The organism is Vibrio sp. JZG10 (genome assembly GCF_054064075.1).
Genome location: NZ_JBSUGE010000023.1, coordinates 36,590 through 52,082, shown reverse-complemented (window position 1 = coordinate 52,082; position 15,493 = coordinate 36,590). Strand labels below are relative to the sequence as shown.

General features: G+C 45.1%; 18 protein-coding genes. 8 read left to right on the top strand and 10 right to left on the bottom strand.

The window, feature by feature from the left end; genetic code table 11:
* Nucleotides 1-171: 171 nt before the first annotated feature.
* Complete coding sequence (locus tag ACWYVB_RS20585) at nucleotides 172-1,029, bottom strand: alpha/beta fold hydrolase (protein ID WP_006740936.1); 858 nt, start codon at nucleotides 1,027-1,029, stop codon at nucleotides 172-174.
* A 129-nt stretch (nucleotides 1,030-1,158) separates the two neighbouring features.
* Nucleotides 1,159-1,749, bottom strand: coding sequence for a TetR/AcrR family transcriptional regulator (locus ACWYVB_RS20580; RefSeq protein WP_225461459.1), 591 nt, complete (start codon nucleotides 1,747-1,749; stop codon nucleotides 1,159-1,161).
* 252 nt (nucleotides 1,750-2,001) lie between these two features.
* On the opposite strand from ACWYVB_RS20580, the gene ACWYVB_RS20575 reads away from it, so the two are divergent.
* Nucleotides 2,002-3,027 (top strand): acyltransferase, encoded by a 1,026-nt coding sequence (locus tag ACWYVB_RS20575; RefSeq protein WP_457529973.1) that lies wholly within the window; start codon nucleotides 2,002-2,004, stop codon nucleotides 3,025-3,027.
* Between the two features lie 420 nt (nucleotides 3,028-3,447).
* A complete protein-coding gene (gene nhaD / locus ACWYVB_RS20570; RefSeq protein ID WP_005392020.1) occupies nucleotides 3,448-4,878 on the top strand; it encodes a sodium:proton antiporter NhaD in 1,431 nt (476 codons plus the stop codon).
* Between the two features lie 35 nt (nucleotides 4,879-4,913).
* On the opposite strand, the gene ACWYVB_RS20565 is transcribed toward nhaD, so the two are convergent.
* Nucleotides 4,914-5,309 (bottom strand): GFA family protein, encoded by a 396-nt coding sequence (locus tag ACWYVB_RS20565; protein WP_006740934.1) that lies wholly within the window; start codon nucleotides 5,307-5,309, stop codon nucleotides 4,914-4,916.
* 201 nt (nucleotides 5,310-5,510) lie between these two features.
* Here ACWYVB_RS20565 and ACWYVB_RS20560 point away from each other — a divergent pair, with 201 nt between their 5' ends.
* Nucleotides 5,511-6,119 carry a YitT family protein gene (locus tag ACWYVB_RS20560; RefSeq protein ID WP_395214470.1) on the top strand — a complete coding sequence of 203 codons (609 nt, stop codon included), beginning with the start codon at nucleotides 5,511-5,513 and terminating at the stop codon, nucleotides 6,117-6,119.
* Between the two features lie 79 nt (nucleotides 6,120-6,198).
* On the opposite strand, the gene ACWYVB_RS20555 is transcribed toward ACWYVB_RS20560, so the two are convergent.
* The 3 genes from ACWYVB_RS20555 to ACWYVB_RS20545 form a co-directional block, all read right to left on the bottom strand.
* Nucleotides 6,199-7,017: a hypothetical protein gene (locus tag ACWYVB_RS20555; protein ID WP_457529970.1), complete on the bottom strand. Its 819-nt coding sequence runs from the start codon at nucleotides 7,015-7,017 to the stop codon at nucleotides 6,199-6,201.
* Between the two features lie 87 nt (nucleotides 7,018-7,104).
* A complete protein-coding gene (locus ACWYVB_RS20550) occupies nucleotides 7,105-7,587 on the bottom strand; it encodes a methylated-DNA--[protein]-cysteine S-methyltransferase (protein ID WP_258664646.1) in 483 nt (160 codons plus the stop codon).
* Complete coding sequence (locus ACWYVB_RS20545) at nucleotides 7,584-8,951, bottom strand: AlkA N-terminal domain-containing protein (protein ID WP_395214467.1); 1,368 nt, start codon at nucleotides 8,949-8,951, stop codon at nucleotides 7,584-7,586. The genes ACWYVB_RS20550 and ACWYVB_RS20545 overlap by 4 nt, the downstream gene beginning before the upstream one ends.
* 194 nt (nucleotides 8,952-9,145) lie before the next feature.
* Here ACWYVB_RS20545 and ACWYVB_RS20540 point away from each other — a divergent pair, with 194 nt between their 5' ends.
* The 3 genes from ACWYVB_RS20540 (at nucleotide 9,146) to ACWYVB_RS20530 (ending at nucleotide 10,824) form a co-directional block, all read left to right on the top strand.
* Entirely contained in the window at nucleotides 9,146-9,349 is a 204-nt protein-coding gene (locus ACWYVB_RS20540) for a hypothetical protein (protein WP_017633816.1), read from the top strand.
* Between the two features lie 326 nt (nucleotides 9,350-9,675).
* Nucleotides 9,676-10,119 carry a DoxX family protein gene (locus ACWYVB_RS20535; protein ID WP_457529967.1) on the top strand — a complete coding sequence of 148 codons (444 nt, stop codon included), beginning with the start codon at nucleotides 9,676-9,678 and terminating at the stop codon, nucleotides 10,117-10,119.
* 9 nt (nucleotides 10,120-10,128) lie between these two features.
* Complete coding sequence (locus ACWYVB_RS20530; RefSeq protein WP_457529965.1) at nucleotides 10,129-10,824, top strand: pirin family protein; 696 nt, start codon at nucleotides 10,129-10,131, stop codon at nucleotides 10,822-10,824.
* 81 nt (nucleotides 10,825-10,905) lie between these two features.
* On the opposite strand, the gene ACWYVB_RS20525 is transcribed toward ACWYVB_RS20530, so the two are convergent.
* Nucleotides 10,906-11,799, bottom strand: a complete 894-nt coding sequence (locus ACWYVB_RS20525; RefSeq protein ID WP_005374436.1) for a LysR family transcriptional regulator — start codon at nucleotides 11,797-11,799, stop codon at nucleotides 10,906-10,908.
* 148 nt (nucleotides 11,800-11,947) lie between these two features.
* Here ACWYVB_RS20525 and ACWYVB_RS20520 point away from each other — a divergent pair, with 148 nt between their 5' ends.
* On the top strand, nucleotides 11,948-12,301 hold the full coding sequence (locus ACWYVB_RS20520; protein WP_005392041.1) for a DUF413 domain-containing protein: 354 nt from the start codon (nucleotides 11,948-11,950) through the stop codon (nucleotides 12,299-12,301).
* 155 nt (nucleotides 12,302-12,456) lie between these two features.
* On the opposite strand, the gene ACWYVB_RS20515 is transcribed toward ACWYVB_RS20520, so the two are convergent.
* A complete protein-coding gene (locus ACWYVB_RS20515; RefSeq protein WP_005392042.1) occupies nucleotides 12,457-12,708 on the bottom strand; it encodes a DUF3081 domain-containing protein in 252 nt (83 codons plus the stop codon).
* Nucleotides 12,709-13,082: 374 nt separating this feature from the next.
* Here ACWYVB_RS20515 and nagB point away from each other — a divergent pair, with 374 nt between their 5' ends.
* Complete coding sequence (gene nagB / locus ACWYVB_RS20510) at nucleotides 13,083-13,883, top strand: glucosamine-6-phosphate deaminase (RefSeq protein ID WP_006740926.1); 801 nt, start codon at nucleotides 13,083-13,085, stop codon at nucleotides 13,881-13,883.
* 91 nt (nucleotides 13,884-13,974) lie between these two features.
* Here nagB and ACWYVB_RS20505 read toward each other — a convergent pair whose 3' ends face one another.
* Together ACWYVB_RS20505 and ACWYVB_RS20500 are read right to left on the bottom strand one after the other, a co-directional pair.
* The gene (locus ACWYVB_RS20505) at nucleotides 13,975-14,841 is read right to left on the bottom strand and encodes a glycerol kinase (protein ID WP_457529962.1); all 867 of its coding nucleotides are present in this window, start codon (nucleotides 14,839-14,841) and stop codon (nucleotides 13,975-13,977) included.
* 151 nt (nucleotides 14,842-14,992) lie between these two features.
* Nucleotides 14,993-15,421, bottom strand: a complete 429-nt coding sequence (locus tag ACWYVB_RS20500; protein ID WP_256955687.1) for a hypothetical protein — start codon at nucleotides 15,419-15,421, stop codon at nucleotides 14,993-14,995.
* Between the last annotated feature and the right edge of the window lie 72 nt (nucleotides 15,422-15,493).

Here is a 15,493-nt window from a genome sequence, read left to right as displayed (position 1 = left end):
CGACCTTGCAGATTTTCTGTAAAGTTAACGATCAAAGGACAGCTTCGGCTGTCCTTTTTTGTTTTTATCTCATAACGAGAAAAGCGATACCATAGACGAAAAACAATCCTAGGTATTGATTTCAAATCGAATTAGCCCAAAACGGACCGAGCCAATTAGCAAGCATGAAGATTACCAAGCACGATCGAGTAAACGGTCAAAACTACTGAAGACTTGTCCACACTTCATCACTCGGCCATGACCTTGACCTTGCGTTGTCACTAACTCAACATTTTCAATCTCTTCAGCGGCTTGTGCAGAGATACTGTACTTAGTGAACTTATCCTGCTCATCATGAACAATGATGGCTGGAGACGAGCGCTCAGCCAAACGCTTCAGCGGATCAATTGACTGTAATGGGTAACCAAATTGATCTTCAACTTCAGAAACTACGGCATTAAAAAGCTTCATCGAATAACCTGAACGCGCAATGCTACCGAATAGGTTCTCTACGTAATTCAATACCGGTGCAATAAGCAGTAAAGGCTTGTTTTCTAATTTGCTATGTCGGCACTCAAGAGCAGAAGCGGTGCCCATGCTGTGCCCAACTAGACCAACAATATCGTCTACCGTATCTAACACATCTTCTAACCCTTTGACAAAACCCGGAATGTGCCCATACTGCCCTTCACTCTCACCATGTGCTGGATGATCGTATGCCAAAGCGGTGAAACCTTTCGACGCAATATGTTCCATCAACGGATAAAACTGACTTGCGGTGCCAGACCAACCATGAGTTAACACCCAAATAGGTCCAGAGCCCAAAGTGTAGGTTTTGATAATGCCTGCATGTCCTTTAATTTCACCTTTGGCAAGTCCTTGAGGTTCGGTGTTTTTAGGTGCTGTGCGAGCAGGTGTCAGGAGCAACTTACGCGCGGTATTCTTTGCATGGGAAGGGGCCAGCGTATGGTGTAAACGCGTACTGATGTTCACCAAACTGCGCTTAATACTGAAACGTTGCGATGTATTAAAGTAAATTTTTTCACTCATGATTATGTCCTTAACTATCAGCTACGCACAAAAATAGAACGGTCGTGCTTTTTATGCTGATAAGAAAGAGCGAACTCAGCCGCTCTTTATGATTTTATGTCTACAAATCTGGAAAGCGAATAACTGGTATCAGTCTTTCCAGCGAGAAAATAAGTTGTCGATCCCTTGCCAAAACAGGCGCAAGCTTTCTTCCTCACCTTTAATTGAGTAAAAAACATGTGCACTCAAATAAAGACCGTATAAATCAAACGTTGCTTGGCGTGTATCTAAGTCTGCTGCAAATTCTTGCTTCTCTTTGCCTTTCGCTATTTGGATCTCCAAATAGCTCAGCCAAGTGTCTATGGATTTACGCAGTCCGGCCTGAAGTGGGCAATCTTTATCTGCCGTGTCATTCCAAGCGTCTAGAAACATACAACTTCCTTGAAATGCGTGGTTCCAAGTCATCCAAGAGTCGAGCAACCCTCGAATTTTACGTTCGATATTGCCATCCCCTGCTTCACGAACAGGCTCAATAACCCGAGCAGCGAACACTTTATTGGCGTGCTCCAATACCGATAGTTGTAAATTCAACTTCGAATTGAAGTGAGCAAACAGACCACTTTTCGACATACCGCATTGCTTGGCTAACTCACCAATCGTAAGACTTTCTAATCCGTCTTCGCTGGCGATCTCAAAAGCCCGTTGCAGAATAAACTCTTTTGTCACTTTTCCTTTTTGCATAATCTTATTTTTAGCACGATCGTTCTTTTTTGCAATCTAGAGTTAACTGGTCTAACCATACATTAGTGTCATTTTCGACTCGCTAATCACGTATTGAGTTGGTTAATAGGTTAATAATTAAGAAGTTTGAAGTAAGTCTTAAATTTAAACACAGCTTCAGTGTAAGCGCGAGTCTGTTGACTTTTTCTCGCATTAATTCAGCCACAACCTGCTACTTTCACCTAAGTTTTTTTTATTTAGGTAAGTAATGTAATGGCAAAGAAACAAAAAATAGCCAGCTTAGAGTTTGCGCGTATTATTGCGATGTTTGCAATTATAGGATTGCACTGCCAGATGGCCCTGACATACTGGCAATGGGATGGAATACCGTGGGTTGGTTATATGCTCAACCAATTGGCTCGTTTTGCTGTGCCACTGTTTTTTCTCATTTCTGGTTATCTTATCCAGCCCAAGTTAAGCCGCGCACCTATCGAAACACTAAAAAACTACGCCAAACCACTGATGAAGGTTTGGCTCATTTGGAGCGTGATCAGTTTATTGATGCCATTCCAGTGGCAAACTGTCGCTGAGGCGGGGTATCTCGCCGAAAGGCAGGGCTACTGGGGCTACTTAATGTCGACCCCGTTCAATTCACTCGTCGAAGGCGGGCTCGTTCACCTGTGGTTTATTCCAGCTCTGGTCATTGCCGTTGCCTTAATTGCCTTCCTCGTGCATATCAATATGGCTCAATTGGTACTGCCAACCGCCGTATTGCTATACATATACGGCGTGTTTGCTGGCAGTTATTCGACCATTACCGATCTGCCAGCGCCTTTCTTTACTCGTAATGGGCCGTTTTTCAGTACTTTGCTGGTAACACTGGGTTATCTAGCACGAGAAGAACAGTGGCGATGGTCGCGAAACAATACGATTCGATGCATTCTTCTTGGTATGGCGCTGCATTTTGGTGAAGCTTATTGGCTAATGCAACACGAGGTCGCTTTTAATTCTCACGACTTCCTGTTTGGTACTGTTATCTGGGCCGTGGGTGTCTTCATGTGGCTCTTAGTCCACCCACATTTTGGCGATATGCCTTGGGTATTCAAACTATCTCCTAGCGTGTTAGGCATTTATGTTAGCCATCTGCTTGTGATAATTATTATGATGAATGTCGCTGGATTTATCGGGTTGCAACACCTCGCGAAAGACGCATTTATTTATCCTACAACGATTGTCGCAACCATAATACTTGTGAAAGCAATTGAGGCTTCGCCGTTGAGAAAATGGCTGCTGCGCTAAATCCATTCAGCGCTCGATATAGCTAGCTCTAGCTCAAAAGGGTTAGAGCTAGCCAGTTAAAAATGAGATTTCTCTCTCACTGACCAATTTTTGACTTTCTAATCCTTCAGAATTTGCCGTCACTCACAAAAAACATTGTTCATTTCCTTTAAATTGGCTCGACTATTACAACATTGCTCATTAAACGGAGGCTGTATGTGGGCTGGTCAAGGACTCGTTCCTTTTTTAGAGATTAGCCATTGGTTAACTTACGGTTTGTATGCCGCTGTGGTTTTATTTGGCGCAGCAAGCATTGCGTCACTCAGAAAATAGTGGCGCACACTATCATTTCCTAACTCCTACTGTTAATTCGAGCTCTCTCACAACTAACTCATTAATTTGTGGCTAATATTTCTCCAACCAGACAAAGGAGAAATGTCTATGCCAATCTATCCAATTGTGGCTTTCTGCTGTTTGTTATTCTCTAGCGCCACCTTTGCTGCCCCCACCAATGAACTGAACCTTGTTAATTCTGGTGTCGGCTACGCGGCTCTCATTATCTTTTCGATTGCTTACATACTGGTTATGTTGGAAGAGTATCTGAAAATGAGAAAATCCAAGCCTGTGCTGCTCGCTGCAGGGTTAATTTGGATTCTGATTGGCTACACCTTTGCTCAACACAACCAGCCAGAAATCGCCAAATCCGCACTAGAGCACAACTTGTTGGAATACGCGGAACTGCTGCTGTTTTTGTTAGTAGCGATGACTTACATCAATGCTATGGAAGAGCGCAAACTCTTCGATGCCTTACAGGCGTGGATGGTCGGCAAAGGCTTTGGCTTCAAAAAGCTGTTTTGGCTGACGGGGTTTCTCGCCTTTATTATTTCACCGATTGCCGATAACTTAACCACAGCCCTCTTGATGTGCGCTGTGGTGATGAAAGTCTCTGGTGATAATCCTAGATTCGTGAATCTTGCCTGTATCAACATTGTTATCGCTGCCAACGCTGGCGGTGCATTCAGCCCATTTGGTGACATTACGACCCTGATGGTGTGGCAAGCCGGGCATGTCAGCTTTGCTGAATTCATCCCGTTATTCGTCCCGTCACTGGTGAACTATTTGGTTCCTGCGTTTTTGATGTCACTCTTTGTTCCAAACACCAAACCGAATACGATTCACCAACACGTAGAACTGAAACGCGGCGCGAGACGTATTGTCGCACTATTCATTCTGACGATTGCCACCGCAGTCTCTTTCCACGCTTTACTGCACTTCCCACCCGTTATGGGCATGATGATGGGCTTGGCTTACCTACAATTTTTCGGTTATTTCTTACGCCAAACACTCAAACATTCTTTGGCAAAAAAAGCGGCCATGGCAATTGCCAATGGCGACGATCACGCATTAAAACGCTTAGGTTCAGTCGTTCCGTTTGACGTGTTCCACCGTGTATCTCGCGCAGAATGGGATACCTTGCTGTTCTTCTACGGCGTAGTGATGTGTGTCGGCGGTTTGAGCTTACTTGGCTATCTCGAACTGGTTTCAAACGTCATGTACAACCAATGGAACCCTGTCTGGGCCAACGTGATGGTTGGTGTTCTATCTGCCATCGTCGATAACATTCCGGTTATGTTTGCTGTACTGACCATGGAACCAAGCATGTCGATGGGGAACTGGTTACTTGTCACATTGACTGCGGGTGTGGGGGGCAGCTTGCTTTCAATTGGCTCTGCGGCAGGTGTCGCATTAATGGGAGCCGCGCGTGGACAATACACCTTCTTTGGCCACCTAAAGTGGGCTCCCGTCATCGCCTTGGGTTATGCCGCCAGTATTGCAGTGCATTTGTGGATGAATAGCGGTTTATTTACCTAAGCACCGCAACTCACGTTCTTCACTTGCTATGCGGCCTAACGGTCTGATGGGTGGTTAACGCCATCCATCACTTCGATAGTTCCCAATTCATATGGGTTGACGCCCTCTAAACAGCCGACATTGTAGCCGTATTCACTCGGGTCAGAGCGACGCTGATGGTGCGTATAGATACCGCATTCGCCACAGAAAAAGTGCTTCGCTGTGCGAGTGTTAAATTGATACAGCTTCAAAACATCTTCGCCTTGCACGATACGAATACCATTCAGAGGCACAGATGCCACAATCGCGCCGCGACGTCGACACATGGAGCAATCACATCGTCTCGGCTTCTCAATACCATTAGGTAATGCAAGTTCCAGTTCAACTTTTCCGCAGTGACAACTCAGTCGATGTAATGCGTTGATTTGGGTAGTGCCGACTTTCTTAATCATAACTTTTCCTTGTTGTTTTTCTACCTGTGTACATTATGTTAAACAGGCTAGCATCAGCACAATCTTGTCCAAAAACTCGACATTCATCACTTTTCGCGACATTTTATTGGCCGATTTGTTAGTTGCTGTTTTGGCAACTGTTTATCTCGCTGGATGGACGTGTTGTCTCCGGCGCGGTTTTTAAACCAAGGAAAAAATTTTATGGATAAAGATCATAGCCTAAGAGAGAACCTCTTGGCTCTGACGCTCGGCAGTGCGTTAGTGTCGCTTGGGGTAATATTTTTCAGCAAAGTAGGATTGCTCACCGGCGGTACGGCTGGTTTGGCGATCTTCCTTACCAAAGTGAGTGACTTCAGCTTTGGTCAGATATTTTTCGCTCTCAACCTCCCTTTTTATATTTTGTCTGTAATGCGCATGGGATGGCGCTTCACCATTAATACCTTCATTGCGGTCTCGATTGTTTCTTTTGCGGTCGATCATCTGCACCATGTGATTGAAATTTCACGAATCGAACCTTTCTATGCAGCACTTCTAGGTGGTGGGTTAATTGGAATAGGTATGTTGGTGATTTTCCGCCACAAGATGAGTTTAGGCGGTTTTAACATTTTAGCGTTGTACCTTCAGGAACGTTTTGGGATTCGAGCTGGTAAAGTTCAGATGGCACTCGATTGTGCCATCGTAGTGATATCGCTGTTCATTGTGGATGTGCACCTTATCGCTCTATCCGTCCTAGGTGCCGTGGCGACAAACTTGATTTTGGCGATGAACCATAAACCAGGACGATACCAGGCAAAAGCGCAAATAGCTTAATCAACATCGTGTAATGAGTGAACTTACAAAATATGAGCCCCGAGCCATTCGCTCGGGGCTTTTTTATTCAACGTTGAGATCATGTCAACGAACTCGTTGTGCAGTATTGCTGCATCCCCACATCCACTTGAGCTTTATATTTCTGGCTAAGATGGAAGTGCACTTGCATCAGCAAATCATGCGCATGGAACAGCTCAAACGCGTCACCACCATTTTGCTGACAAATGGCTTCGCAGTGCTCGGCATGCTGCTTGGCTTGTCCGGCTTCACCCGCTTTGAGTAAACTCATCGCTAAGCGATACTCAGCACGTTCTTCTTGCATCCAACCACCCGCCACTTTCCAGTAATCCAACGCGAGCTTCGCCGCTTCTAGCATCCTCGATTTTTCCACATCCGTGCGCTCAGCCAGCGCTTCATACTGGCACGCCAAGTTGTTTGCTGTGATTGCGATAGAGCGCGCTAGCGGCCCTTCAGCATCTTGTGGTGTCATACCTAGCGCGGCTTTCGCCAGCCATTGGCTCGCCAGTTCAAGCTGAGCAAGCGCAGAAAGTTCATTCGAAATCAAAGCGTAAACTCGTCGTTGGTCTTGCTCTTCCAATAATTCCATATTGACAGTGCCATCTACGAAGTAGCGCGCAACGGCAATATTGCGTTGCAATGCCGAACTCTCGGCAACCTTGCGTTCATCAAAGCGCTCTAAACAAGCAAGAAACGGTTCTGGACGCTGGAGGTGCCCAATCGCGGTGTGCAGCATCAATGCGAATATTCGCTCGATGTGGTTAACGTTTTCCACCTCACTCAGAGCCGTTTCCAATTGAGCATAAGTTTGTTCGGGCTGTGTTTCGTGATGCTGCCAACACTCACTCATGAATGCATCAAAATCCATTTTGAAAGGCATGTCCTTATTATCCTTTTTCTATTCGTATAACGAATATGAAACTCTACACTATCGTTTCCCCTGTGTAGCACGCTTGAATCGCCTCACTTAAAGCGGTGTACCTTGCTCCAACGCAAGTAAACGTTGCTTGCGCTCTACTCCACCAGCATACCCTGTCAATTTACCGCTTTTGCCAATAACGCGATGACAAGGCACCACGATAGAAATAGGATTTTTGCCGTTTGCCAACCCAACAGCGCGCACAGCTTTAGGGTTGCCAATCGCGTTGGCGAGATCTTGATAGCTCCACGTCTCGCCGTATGGAATGGTCGTTAGTGCCTGCCAAACTTGATTTTGAAAATCCGTGCCTGTAGCCGCCAAAGGCAGCTCAAATTCATTACGTAGGCCAGAAAAATATTCATTCAACTGGGTAACAGCTTGGCGCAAAACTGGGTGTTGAGCGTCTCGCGCTCCCAGTTCACTCGGCTTAGTGGTGCATGTTTCAAACCAAATGCCAAGCAAGCCCTCAGTGTTAGATTGGATGGTCACCGTTCCTAATGGGCTCGGCATTTCGGTATAAAATGTTTTCATGATTGATTCCATAAGTGAAACGTCGCGTAGCTTCCCCAAGGGGCCGCAGTGTGCGTATTCAGTGATGGGTAACGCTGCATCGCCTTTTTCACCACTAAGTCTTTATCTAAAAAGCAATCGGGGTGAGATTGCCCTCGCAGTTGAGCATAACTGACTGTCCAAGGTCCAATGCCTTTCAAAGCTAGCCACTGCTGGGGGTCGGCTTCTGAGTTGTCCTGCATGAACTGGGCGAAGCGCACTAGCGTCTCTTTACGGCTTTGCGGCATGCGCAAAAAGCTCACGTCGGTATTCGCTATCGCATCTGGTGTCGGGAAAAAGCGTTTTTCTGACTCTCCACTAAGTGTGGCCACCAATAAGTTAAGTTGACCAATCGCCGCTTTGACCGACACTTGTTGGCCTAAAATCGCTCGAACTCCAGCCTCCCATGCATTCCATACACCAGGAATCCGAATACCTTTACTCGACACAAGCCCCGGTGCAACATAATCCAAATGCTGCTCAACAGTACAAATATCGGCGTCGAGATCGAACATACGACGAATGTCAGACACCAAGTTTTGCAGCTTCGTTACATCTTCAATTTCAAACGCTAGCTCTAGGTACCCTTCACCTTTGGTTGCTTTAAACCACGCTTTACTGGTATCCAGACAAACATTGCGCTGGTAACTCTCATCACTCACCAGCTCAACCCCCTCAATCGCTCGTAAACGGTAAAAGTTCAACATGTGCTGCCAATTCAATTCACCTCGATAAGGCAAGGCAATTCGATTGCTACCCATACCGTCAAACTCTTTGCGACGGACTTGAGAAGGCGTCAATTTGAGATACTTTTGGAAAGCATCGTTAAAGCGGCGTGTACTGTTAAAACCAGACGCAAACCCCACTTCGGTGACCGACATAGAACTGGAATGAAGCAACTGTTTGGCGAACATTAATTGTTGATATTGCGCATACTGCTTGGGTGACATGCCTAGATACTGCTCAAACAACATACGTAAGTAACGATCCGAAATCCCAACACGCTCTGCTAGCTCAGACACCGAGTGGTGATGCAACTCCCCTCTATCAATTAACGAAATCGCTCGTTGAAAGGTCGTCTCGACACCTTTCCATGCCCAAGATCCAGGAGCGCTATCAGGTCGACAGCGTAAACACGGACGGTACCCTGCTTGAAGGGCTTGCGCTTTATCGGTGAAGTACTCTACATTTTCTTCTTTAGGTAAATTAGCCGGACAAATTGGGCGACAAAAGATCCCCGTTGTTTTCACAGCCACATAAAATCGCCCATCAAAGCGGCTGTCTCGCGCGACTCGAGCCTTATGACACTGCTCGAAAGTCAGTGAGGTATGGGGGTGAATAAACATAGTGCTTTCCTTGCTCATGCCTTTTGTCATTTATTGTTCATAGGCATCGTTCAATATAATGTTATTGTAGCTTGCTTAAGCGTCTACAATTAGCCATTTTCGGAACTCAATATTGAGATTTATTGGCATTAGCGCTTTTGTACACTAAAGTTAGATCCAGAACATCACAACAACGTCGGCTAAAGGGAATTGGCATGGACTTACACACTTGCGTAATTGTACTAAGAAACCAAAAGGTTATTACCAGTAAATCCGTAGATCATTCAATTGGAATTATCGAACGAGACTCAGATAACGAGATCTCAGAAATTCAAATTAATGCCACGGATGGGCGTAATATTCGAACCTATCACTACAACAATGTAGAGGAGTCACTAGAGAGCTTAATGAACCTCTGACGGTTTTCTTCGACACACCTTTCTCCCTTGTTAATAGCGAAAGCAATAGAGCACAGCAACCTGTGCTCTTTTTTTGTTTAACAGCAAAAATGTTTATCGAAAATAATGATGGAGCCTGATTTAAAACACGACAAAACTGGCATAAAAAAACTCATAAAAAATACTCAAGCAACTGATTAAAAATAACAAAAAACCATTATTCAATTTTTTAGAACGAGTTTATCAAAATACTCCCGTTATTTTTATTCTCACCGCCACCTAAACTGTTCTCAACAGCACGGGAGCACACGCTTCCCACTCATTGAAAAGAGTCAGAGGACAGAATCATGAAAGCACTATTACAGAAAATCACCACTTCAAACGCAGGTTACAGCGCACTATCACTTCGCATTCCAATCGGCATTATCTTTATGGCGCACGGCGCACAAAAACTGTTTGGTTGGTTTGGTGGCTATGGGTTAGAAGGTACAGGTCAGTGGATGGCATCCATCGGTTTAGGTCCTGGCGTGCTAATGGCATTCCTTGCTGGCAGCGCAGAGTTCTTTGGCGGCTTGTTCATTTTACTTGGTCTGCTAACTCGCCCATCAGCCGTTGCTTTAGCGTTCACGATGTTGGTAGCGATATTCTCTGTCCACTTTGAAAATGGCCTGTTCATGGCAAACAACGGTTACGAGTTTGGCTTAGCTTTACTGGCAGCAAGTGTTTCACTGGCGTTTTCTGGCGCAGGTAAGGTCGCGCTAGATAACTTCTTGCACAAAAAACTCTCTTAGGGAGGCCTTATGATTACGGTAAGACTTGCAGCAGACCGAGGTCGAGCAAACTTTGGCTGGCTTGATAGCAAACATACGTTTTCTTTCGGTAGCTATTACGATCCACAATATATGGGCTTTTCTGAGCTGAGAGTCATTAATGACGATGTAGTCCAACCTGGCGCAGGTTTTGATACACATGGCCATCTTGATATGGAGATCATCAGCTATGTGCTGGAAGGTGTTATCGCGCACAAAGACAGCGAAGGTAACGTGAAAACATTACCTGCCGGGGAATTCCAACTCATGTCGGCAGGGAAAGGGATTTACCACAGTGAGTACAATGCGTCGAACCGCGACACGCTGCGCTTCCTACAAATTTGGATTCAGCCAAATACATTTGGAACCAAACCAGGTTATCAGCAAAAAGACTTTGGTCGCACGCCTGGACTAACAACTATCGCGACTCCAACAGGAGAAAACGGTACGCTACTTATTAAGCAAGATGCCACATTACATCAGTTAATTCTTGAACCAAATAGCGAACTTAACTTTGAGATAGAATCGGGTAGAAACTTATTCGTTCACCAAGTAACGGGAAGCCTTAGCATCGACAATACCACCTTGACGGCGGGCGACGGCGCGAAGGTCGAACAGCAAAGTAAGGTTGTTTTACGCAATACATCAAACGAGAGCACAACCGCCCTGCTATTTGACTTGCCATAGCTATCGATTCATCGAGATAAAAAGAAAGCCGCCTGGATTTGCCAAGGCGGCTTTTTAATTTCTCTGACTTTTCACTCAACGCTATTCGTCGGAAGTGCCGGAACCAATTTGCTGAAAACTGTAAGCCGTCAGTGGATCAATCTCTTTGACAATTTCTTCCACTTGCTTAATCGCGTCTACAGACGAGCTAGCTTTACGATAGCTCAAATAGATAGGGCGACACCAATCTTCTACGCCAGACACCTTGTGAAGCTGCCCGTTAGCGATAAATGGCTCTACCAGAGAGATGGGTAAGTAAGCGGCACCGCCCTTCTCTAAAATAAAGTCCAATGCTATACGCGCTGTTGACGTGCGCAGATACGGAGCCGGGATCTTAGGGTGACGTTCAGAATGTTCTGATGAGAAGCGCGTTCCCCAATCCACATACACGTATTTGTTTTCAAAAACGGTGTCTAAAGAGTCTTTCTCAGTCGATACCAGAACGAGAACAACATCGGCCACTTTTTTGCAGTTAAGCTCATCAGCTTTGATTTGGTCGAACGCAAATGCCATATCTAACGTGCGCTCTAGCAAGCTGCGACTGAGCATTTCCCGCCCCATCACTTCAGCCATGAAGCCATAGCCTCCAAATGAATCCGTGACGACACTTAAACAGTTCTGCAAGTAGGCGTCCCAAATATTTGGCGTACCACCTAACGTTAATTGCAGCGCTTTACCATCTTCAAGCGATAACTCTAGCTTCGCTTGTTGCAATGTGGTGACCATCACCTCTGCATAACTGATTAAGCGCTCACCTGCAGAGGTCAACTTTATGTTATTTCGATCACGAATAAACAATTGCGTATCGAAGTAACTTTCCAATTGTTTGATACGTGCGCTCACTGCAGCTTGGGTAATATAAAGATTCTCAGCGGCGCGTCCGAAGTGACGAACCCTTGCCAGCTCTAAAAATGTTCGAAAGACTTTTACATCCATAAACCATCTCCTGGTTAATATAAAACCAGATTAACAACTAATTAAAATCATGACGACAAAAAAGTTTTGTTTTTCTTTTGTTAGCTTTACGCCTAATTTTCGCCGTAGTTCACTACATTCATCAATAACGGTTACAGAGGCTGTTGACATGTCTGACACTGAATTCCGTCATGGCAAAAAACGTTTTTACGACAACGTAAAATTCCCACGCGGCTTTGCAAAGTCTGGCGATTTTACTCTCTCGGAAGAGGAAATCCTAACAATTTATGGGGATACTATGCTTGGCTTAGAGTCAGGCGAATTAACACCTGAAAATAGCGAAGAGAAACACTTCATCAAGGTGCTAGAAAACCCAGGCAAAGCAAAAACAAAACTTGAGCGTACGTGGCTAAAGTACACCCAACTTGCTCGTGGTCGCAAGCGCTTCCACACGCTAAATGGTCGTAATAAGCCTGACGCGACAGAAGATTACATTGAAGAGAGTTTGGTCGAAGACGATTAATAACCAAATAAACTAATGCTCGCCTTTTTCTAGCAGTAGGTAGTAGGCGAAAGCTCGTTTGGTTTGACTGAGCGAGCAAAACAAGCTCATTTCTTCTCCTAAAGCCCAAGGGCGCGTTCTCCCAAGGGCTTTTTTAGTATTTAGTGCTGCCAGTCCTACTTTGCGAGCATCGCGATCTTTTTCAAAAAGCTCTCTTTCAAGTGCTCTTGGTCGTACTCCAATTGATAGGTATTGTGGAAGCCAACCTTTAGCTCAACACCATTCCCTCGTAAGAAAACGTTGTACCCGTCGTAATCGGAAAACGCTTCTACACCTTCATACATTTTGCCAAATTCGGTTGGTGTACCGTTGTTCATCACACATTCGTAAGCCTGTAGTACTTTGCTCGGATCTAACTCATTTTTCATACCGAATTCCTCACTGGTTTACACATTTCAATTATGGTTAAGGAATGAGCGTCGTGCCATGTCCATCCCATAATATTTGAAGTTCGTGTGCGGTTTCACACTCTGTAGGTTGTTAAAAAACAAGGTTAAGTGCGAAGACAGAACTTAATTTAGATCATAAATTTTATCTATCAATTCGTCAGTTTCATAATGCAATTTCTTTGTAAAAAATCGGCTTATAAAAGCATTTAGACATAAAAACTGTCGATAAAATCAACACCGGTTAAAGAAAAAGCAAAATTTTGACCTAAAACAATAGCAGTTCGTCATTACTTATTTTATAATGCGAATTAATGTTTCGGTACATCGTAAATTCCAATAACTAGGGGCACAAAATGAGACTTATCCCGTTAACTCGAGCAGCACAAGTAGGTAAGTGGGCAGCTGCGCATATCGCTAAGCGTATCAACGACTTTAAACCTACTGCTGAGCGTCCATTCGTTCTGGGTCTACCAACTGGTGGCACTCCTCTAGCAACCTACAAAGCCTTAATCGAGCTTTACCAAGCCGGCGAAGTGAGTTTCAAAAACGTCGTGACTTTCAACATGGATGAGTACATTGGCATCCCTGCGGATCACCCAGAGTCTTACCGCTCGTTCATGTACAACAACTTCTTTAATCACATTGATATCCAAGAAGAAAACATCAACCTACTGAACGGTAACACTGACGATCACGACGCAGAATGTAAGCGTTACGAAGACAAAATTAAGTCTTACGGCAAGATCAACCTGTTCATGGGCGGCGTGGGTAACGACGGTCACATCGCGTTCAACGAGCCAGCGTCATCTCTGTCTTCTCGTACTCGCATCAAGACACTGACTGAAGACACTCGCATTGCGAACTCTCGCTTCTTTGACGGCGATATCAACCAAGTGCCTAAATACGCACTGACTATCGGTGTGGGTACACTGCTAGACGCAGAAGAAGTGATGATTCTGGTAACAGGTCATAACAAAGCTCAAGCACTTGAAGCAGCAGTAGAAGGTTGTGTAAACCACCTATGGACGGTTTCTGCACTTCAACTTCACCCTAAAGCAGTGATCGTATGTGACGAGCCAGCTCAACAAGAACTGAAAGTGAAGACTGTGAAGTACTTCTCGGAGCTAGAAGCGGAAAACATCAAAGGTTTTTAATCCATAGGATGACAGCCTAGATGCACGCTAAAAATACGAAACCCGTGATTGATCACGGGTTTTTTCTTATCTGAACAGCGGGCTTAAGTCGTTAATAAGCTTTAATACCAAACTGACGAAGACGCTTAGGCAGCACTTCATCTAACTTGTCTAGTTCACTCGGTTTGACTTCGATAAGGTTGAAATGATGCTGCTCATAAACAGTACGAATGGTCTCACGGTCAGCCTCAGCCATCTCCCCAGTATCACTTCCCCAAAACTGTAAATAGACTTTACCGCCTGGCAAATAAAAATCACTGGTGACATCTTGGTCAATCGGCAGTTGACGCTCATAAGCGTGCACCACACCAGCCAAGTACAGCCAGTTGTCGATGAGCAACTCCCCCTTAGAGCGCACGTAATGCCCATCTAATGTTCGGTGTTTGGCTTCAAACTTTTGGCGAAAGCTTGAGTACGATTTATCCGTGGAGTGTGACTCCGCATCTTGCCCTAAAAAGTCAATGACAGACTGCTTAAGATGCTTATTACGCAGCACCACATCGTGCCATACGACAAAGGTATTTTGTGTCTCTTTATCGGTTCTTTGCTGGCCACCAGCGCGTATACCAGCTTCAGTGACACTCCAACCTTCTTCAGATTTGGCGATCCACCCCAACTCACTCAACAGTTGGTTCATGCGCTTCGCATTCAGTTTCAGCTTTTCACCCAGCAGCGTGGCGCTGTAGCTTTTGCCAGACGTCGCAGCAAGCTCGATGTGCAAGTTAGTCGGCCAAACAATGAACTGCCCAAATTTAGGATGATCAACATACTCACCACCAAACTTGGCGCCCTCTTCGGTCAAAATCCATTTCTCGTCTTGGCGAACGATGTAACCAGCGCGTTTGAGATCAGCAAACAGCAGCTTAGCCTCTATCTGACGCATTTTTGCCAGCGCCGACGTCGATATTTTTTCAGACACGATCATGCCTCCTGCTACTGTTTGAAATAAAATGATGACTTGGATATTAACGCATTGATTTCATTGCTTGAAGTAAGAATAGTTGGGATTTTCTATCCACAACAAAAAAAGGAGCACTCTGGCTCCTTTCTCAACATCGAATTGAATCGGCTTAATTATTCGCGAGTTTGGCAAACTTGCTGTAGGTACTGATTTTGCCATTGATGTACTCGATACCGCTGTGCACATTGTTTTCGGTGTGACCAACAATTTGGTATTCGACGATGAATTCACCGCTGATGACTTTAATAAACAAGAAGCCGTCGCTGACCTTCCATAAGCCCTGTAAGCCGCGCTCACTGAACAAGTCTTTTTCCACCAGCGTACCATTTGGTTTGAGCTCTAAAATCGATGAGAAACCGTCGACGTTCACTTTTACCCAAGGTTGTTGATGCACTTCGTAGCTGAGGATTTTGCGGCGTGTTTTCGCCCACTCACGCAGTTCTTGTTCTTGCGCTGGGGTGAGAATTGGCAGGTCTTCCATCTCTAATAGGGTGTGATGTTTTTCGTACCAGAAAAGTTGCAGCTGGAGTAATTTCATTCAGATTAACGGGGTTTCATAACGACAAAGCGCAACTTTGCGCCAACCCTGATGGTAAGTCAACCAATGAAA

Excerpts from the sequence above, each read along its gene's own strand:
- ACWYVB_RS20585 (WP_006740936.1), bottom strand. The coding sequence starts at position 1,029 with ATGAGTGAAAAAATTTACTTTAATACATCGCAACGTTTCAGTATTAAG.
- ACWYVB_RS20580 (WP_225461459.1), bottom strand. The coding sequence starts at position 1,749 with ATGCAAAAAGGAAAAGTGACAAAAGAGTTTATTCTGCAACGGGCTTTT.
- ACWYVB_RS20575 (WP_457529973.1), top strand. The coding sequence starts at position 2,002 with ATGGCAAAGAAACAAAAAATAGCCAGCTTAGAGTTTGCGCGTATTATT.
- nhaD (WP_005392020.1), top strand. The coding sequence starts at position 3,448 with ATGCCAATCTATCCAATTGTGGCTTTCTGCTGTTTGTTATTCTCTAGC.
- ACWYVB_RS20565 (WP_006740934.1), bottom strand. The coding sequence starts at position 5,309 with ATGATTAAGAAAGTCGGCACTACCCAAATCAACGCATTACATCGACTG.
- ACWYVB_RS20560 (WP_395214470.1), top strand. The coding sequence starts at position 5,511 with ATGGATAAAGATCATAGCCTAAGAGAGAACCTCTTGGCTCTGACGCTC.
- ACWYVB_RS20555 (WP_457529970.1), bottom strand. The coding sequence starts at position 7,017 with ATGCCTTTCAAAATGGATTTTGATGCATTCATGAGTGAGTGTTGGCAG.
- ACWYVB_RS20550 (WP_258664646.1), bottom strand. The coding sequence starts at position 7,587 with ATGAAAACATTTTATACCGAAATGCCGAGCCCATTAGGAACGGTGACC.
- ACWYVB_RS20545 (WP_395214467.1), bottom strand. The coding sequence starts at position 8,951 with ATGTTTATTCACCCCCATACCTCACTGACTTTCGAGCAGTGTCATAAG.
- ACWYVB_RS20540 (WP_017633816.1), top strand. The coding sequence starts at position 9,146 with ATGGACTTACACACTTGCGTAATTGTACTAAGAAACCAAAAGGTTATT.
- ACWYVB_RS20535 (WP_457529967.1), top strand. The coding sequence starts at position 9,676 with ATGAAAGCACTATTACAGAAAATCACCACTTCAAACGCAGGTTACAGC.
- ACWYVB_RS20530 (WP_457529965.1), top strand. The coding sequence starts at position 10,129 with ATGATTACGGTAAGACTTGCAGCAGACCGAGGTCGAGCAAACTTTGGC.
- ACWYVB_RS20525 (WP_005374436.1), bottom strand. The coding sequence starts at position 11,799 with ATGGATGTAAAAGTCTTTCGAACATTTTTAGAGCTGGCAAGGGTTCGT.
- ACWYVB_RS20520 (WP_005392041.1), top strand. The coding sequence starts at position 11,948 with ATGTCTGACACTGAATTCCGTCATGGCAAAAAACGTTTTTACGACAAC.
- ACWYVB_RS20515 (WP_005392042.1), bottom strand. The coding sequence starts at position 12,708 with ATGAAAAATGAGTTAGATCCGAGCAAAGTACTACAGGCTTACGAATGT.
- nagB (WP_006740926.1), top strand. The coding sequence starts at position 13,083 with ATGAGACTTATCCCGTTAACTCGAGCAGCACAAGTAGGTAAGTGGGCA.
- ACWYVB_RS20500 (WP_256955687.1), bottom strand. The coding sequence starts at position 15,421 with ATGAAATTACTCCAGCTGCAACTTTTCTGGTACGAAAAACATCACACC.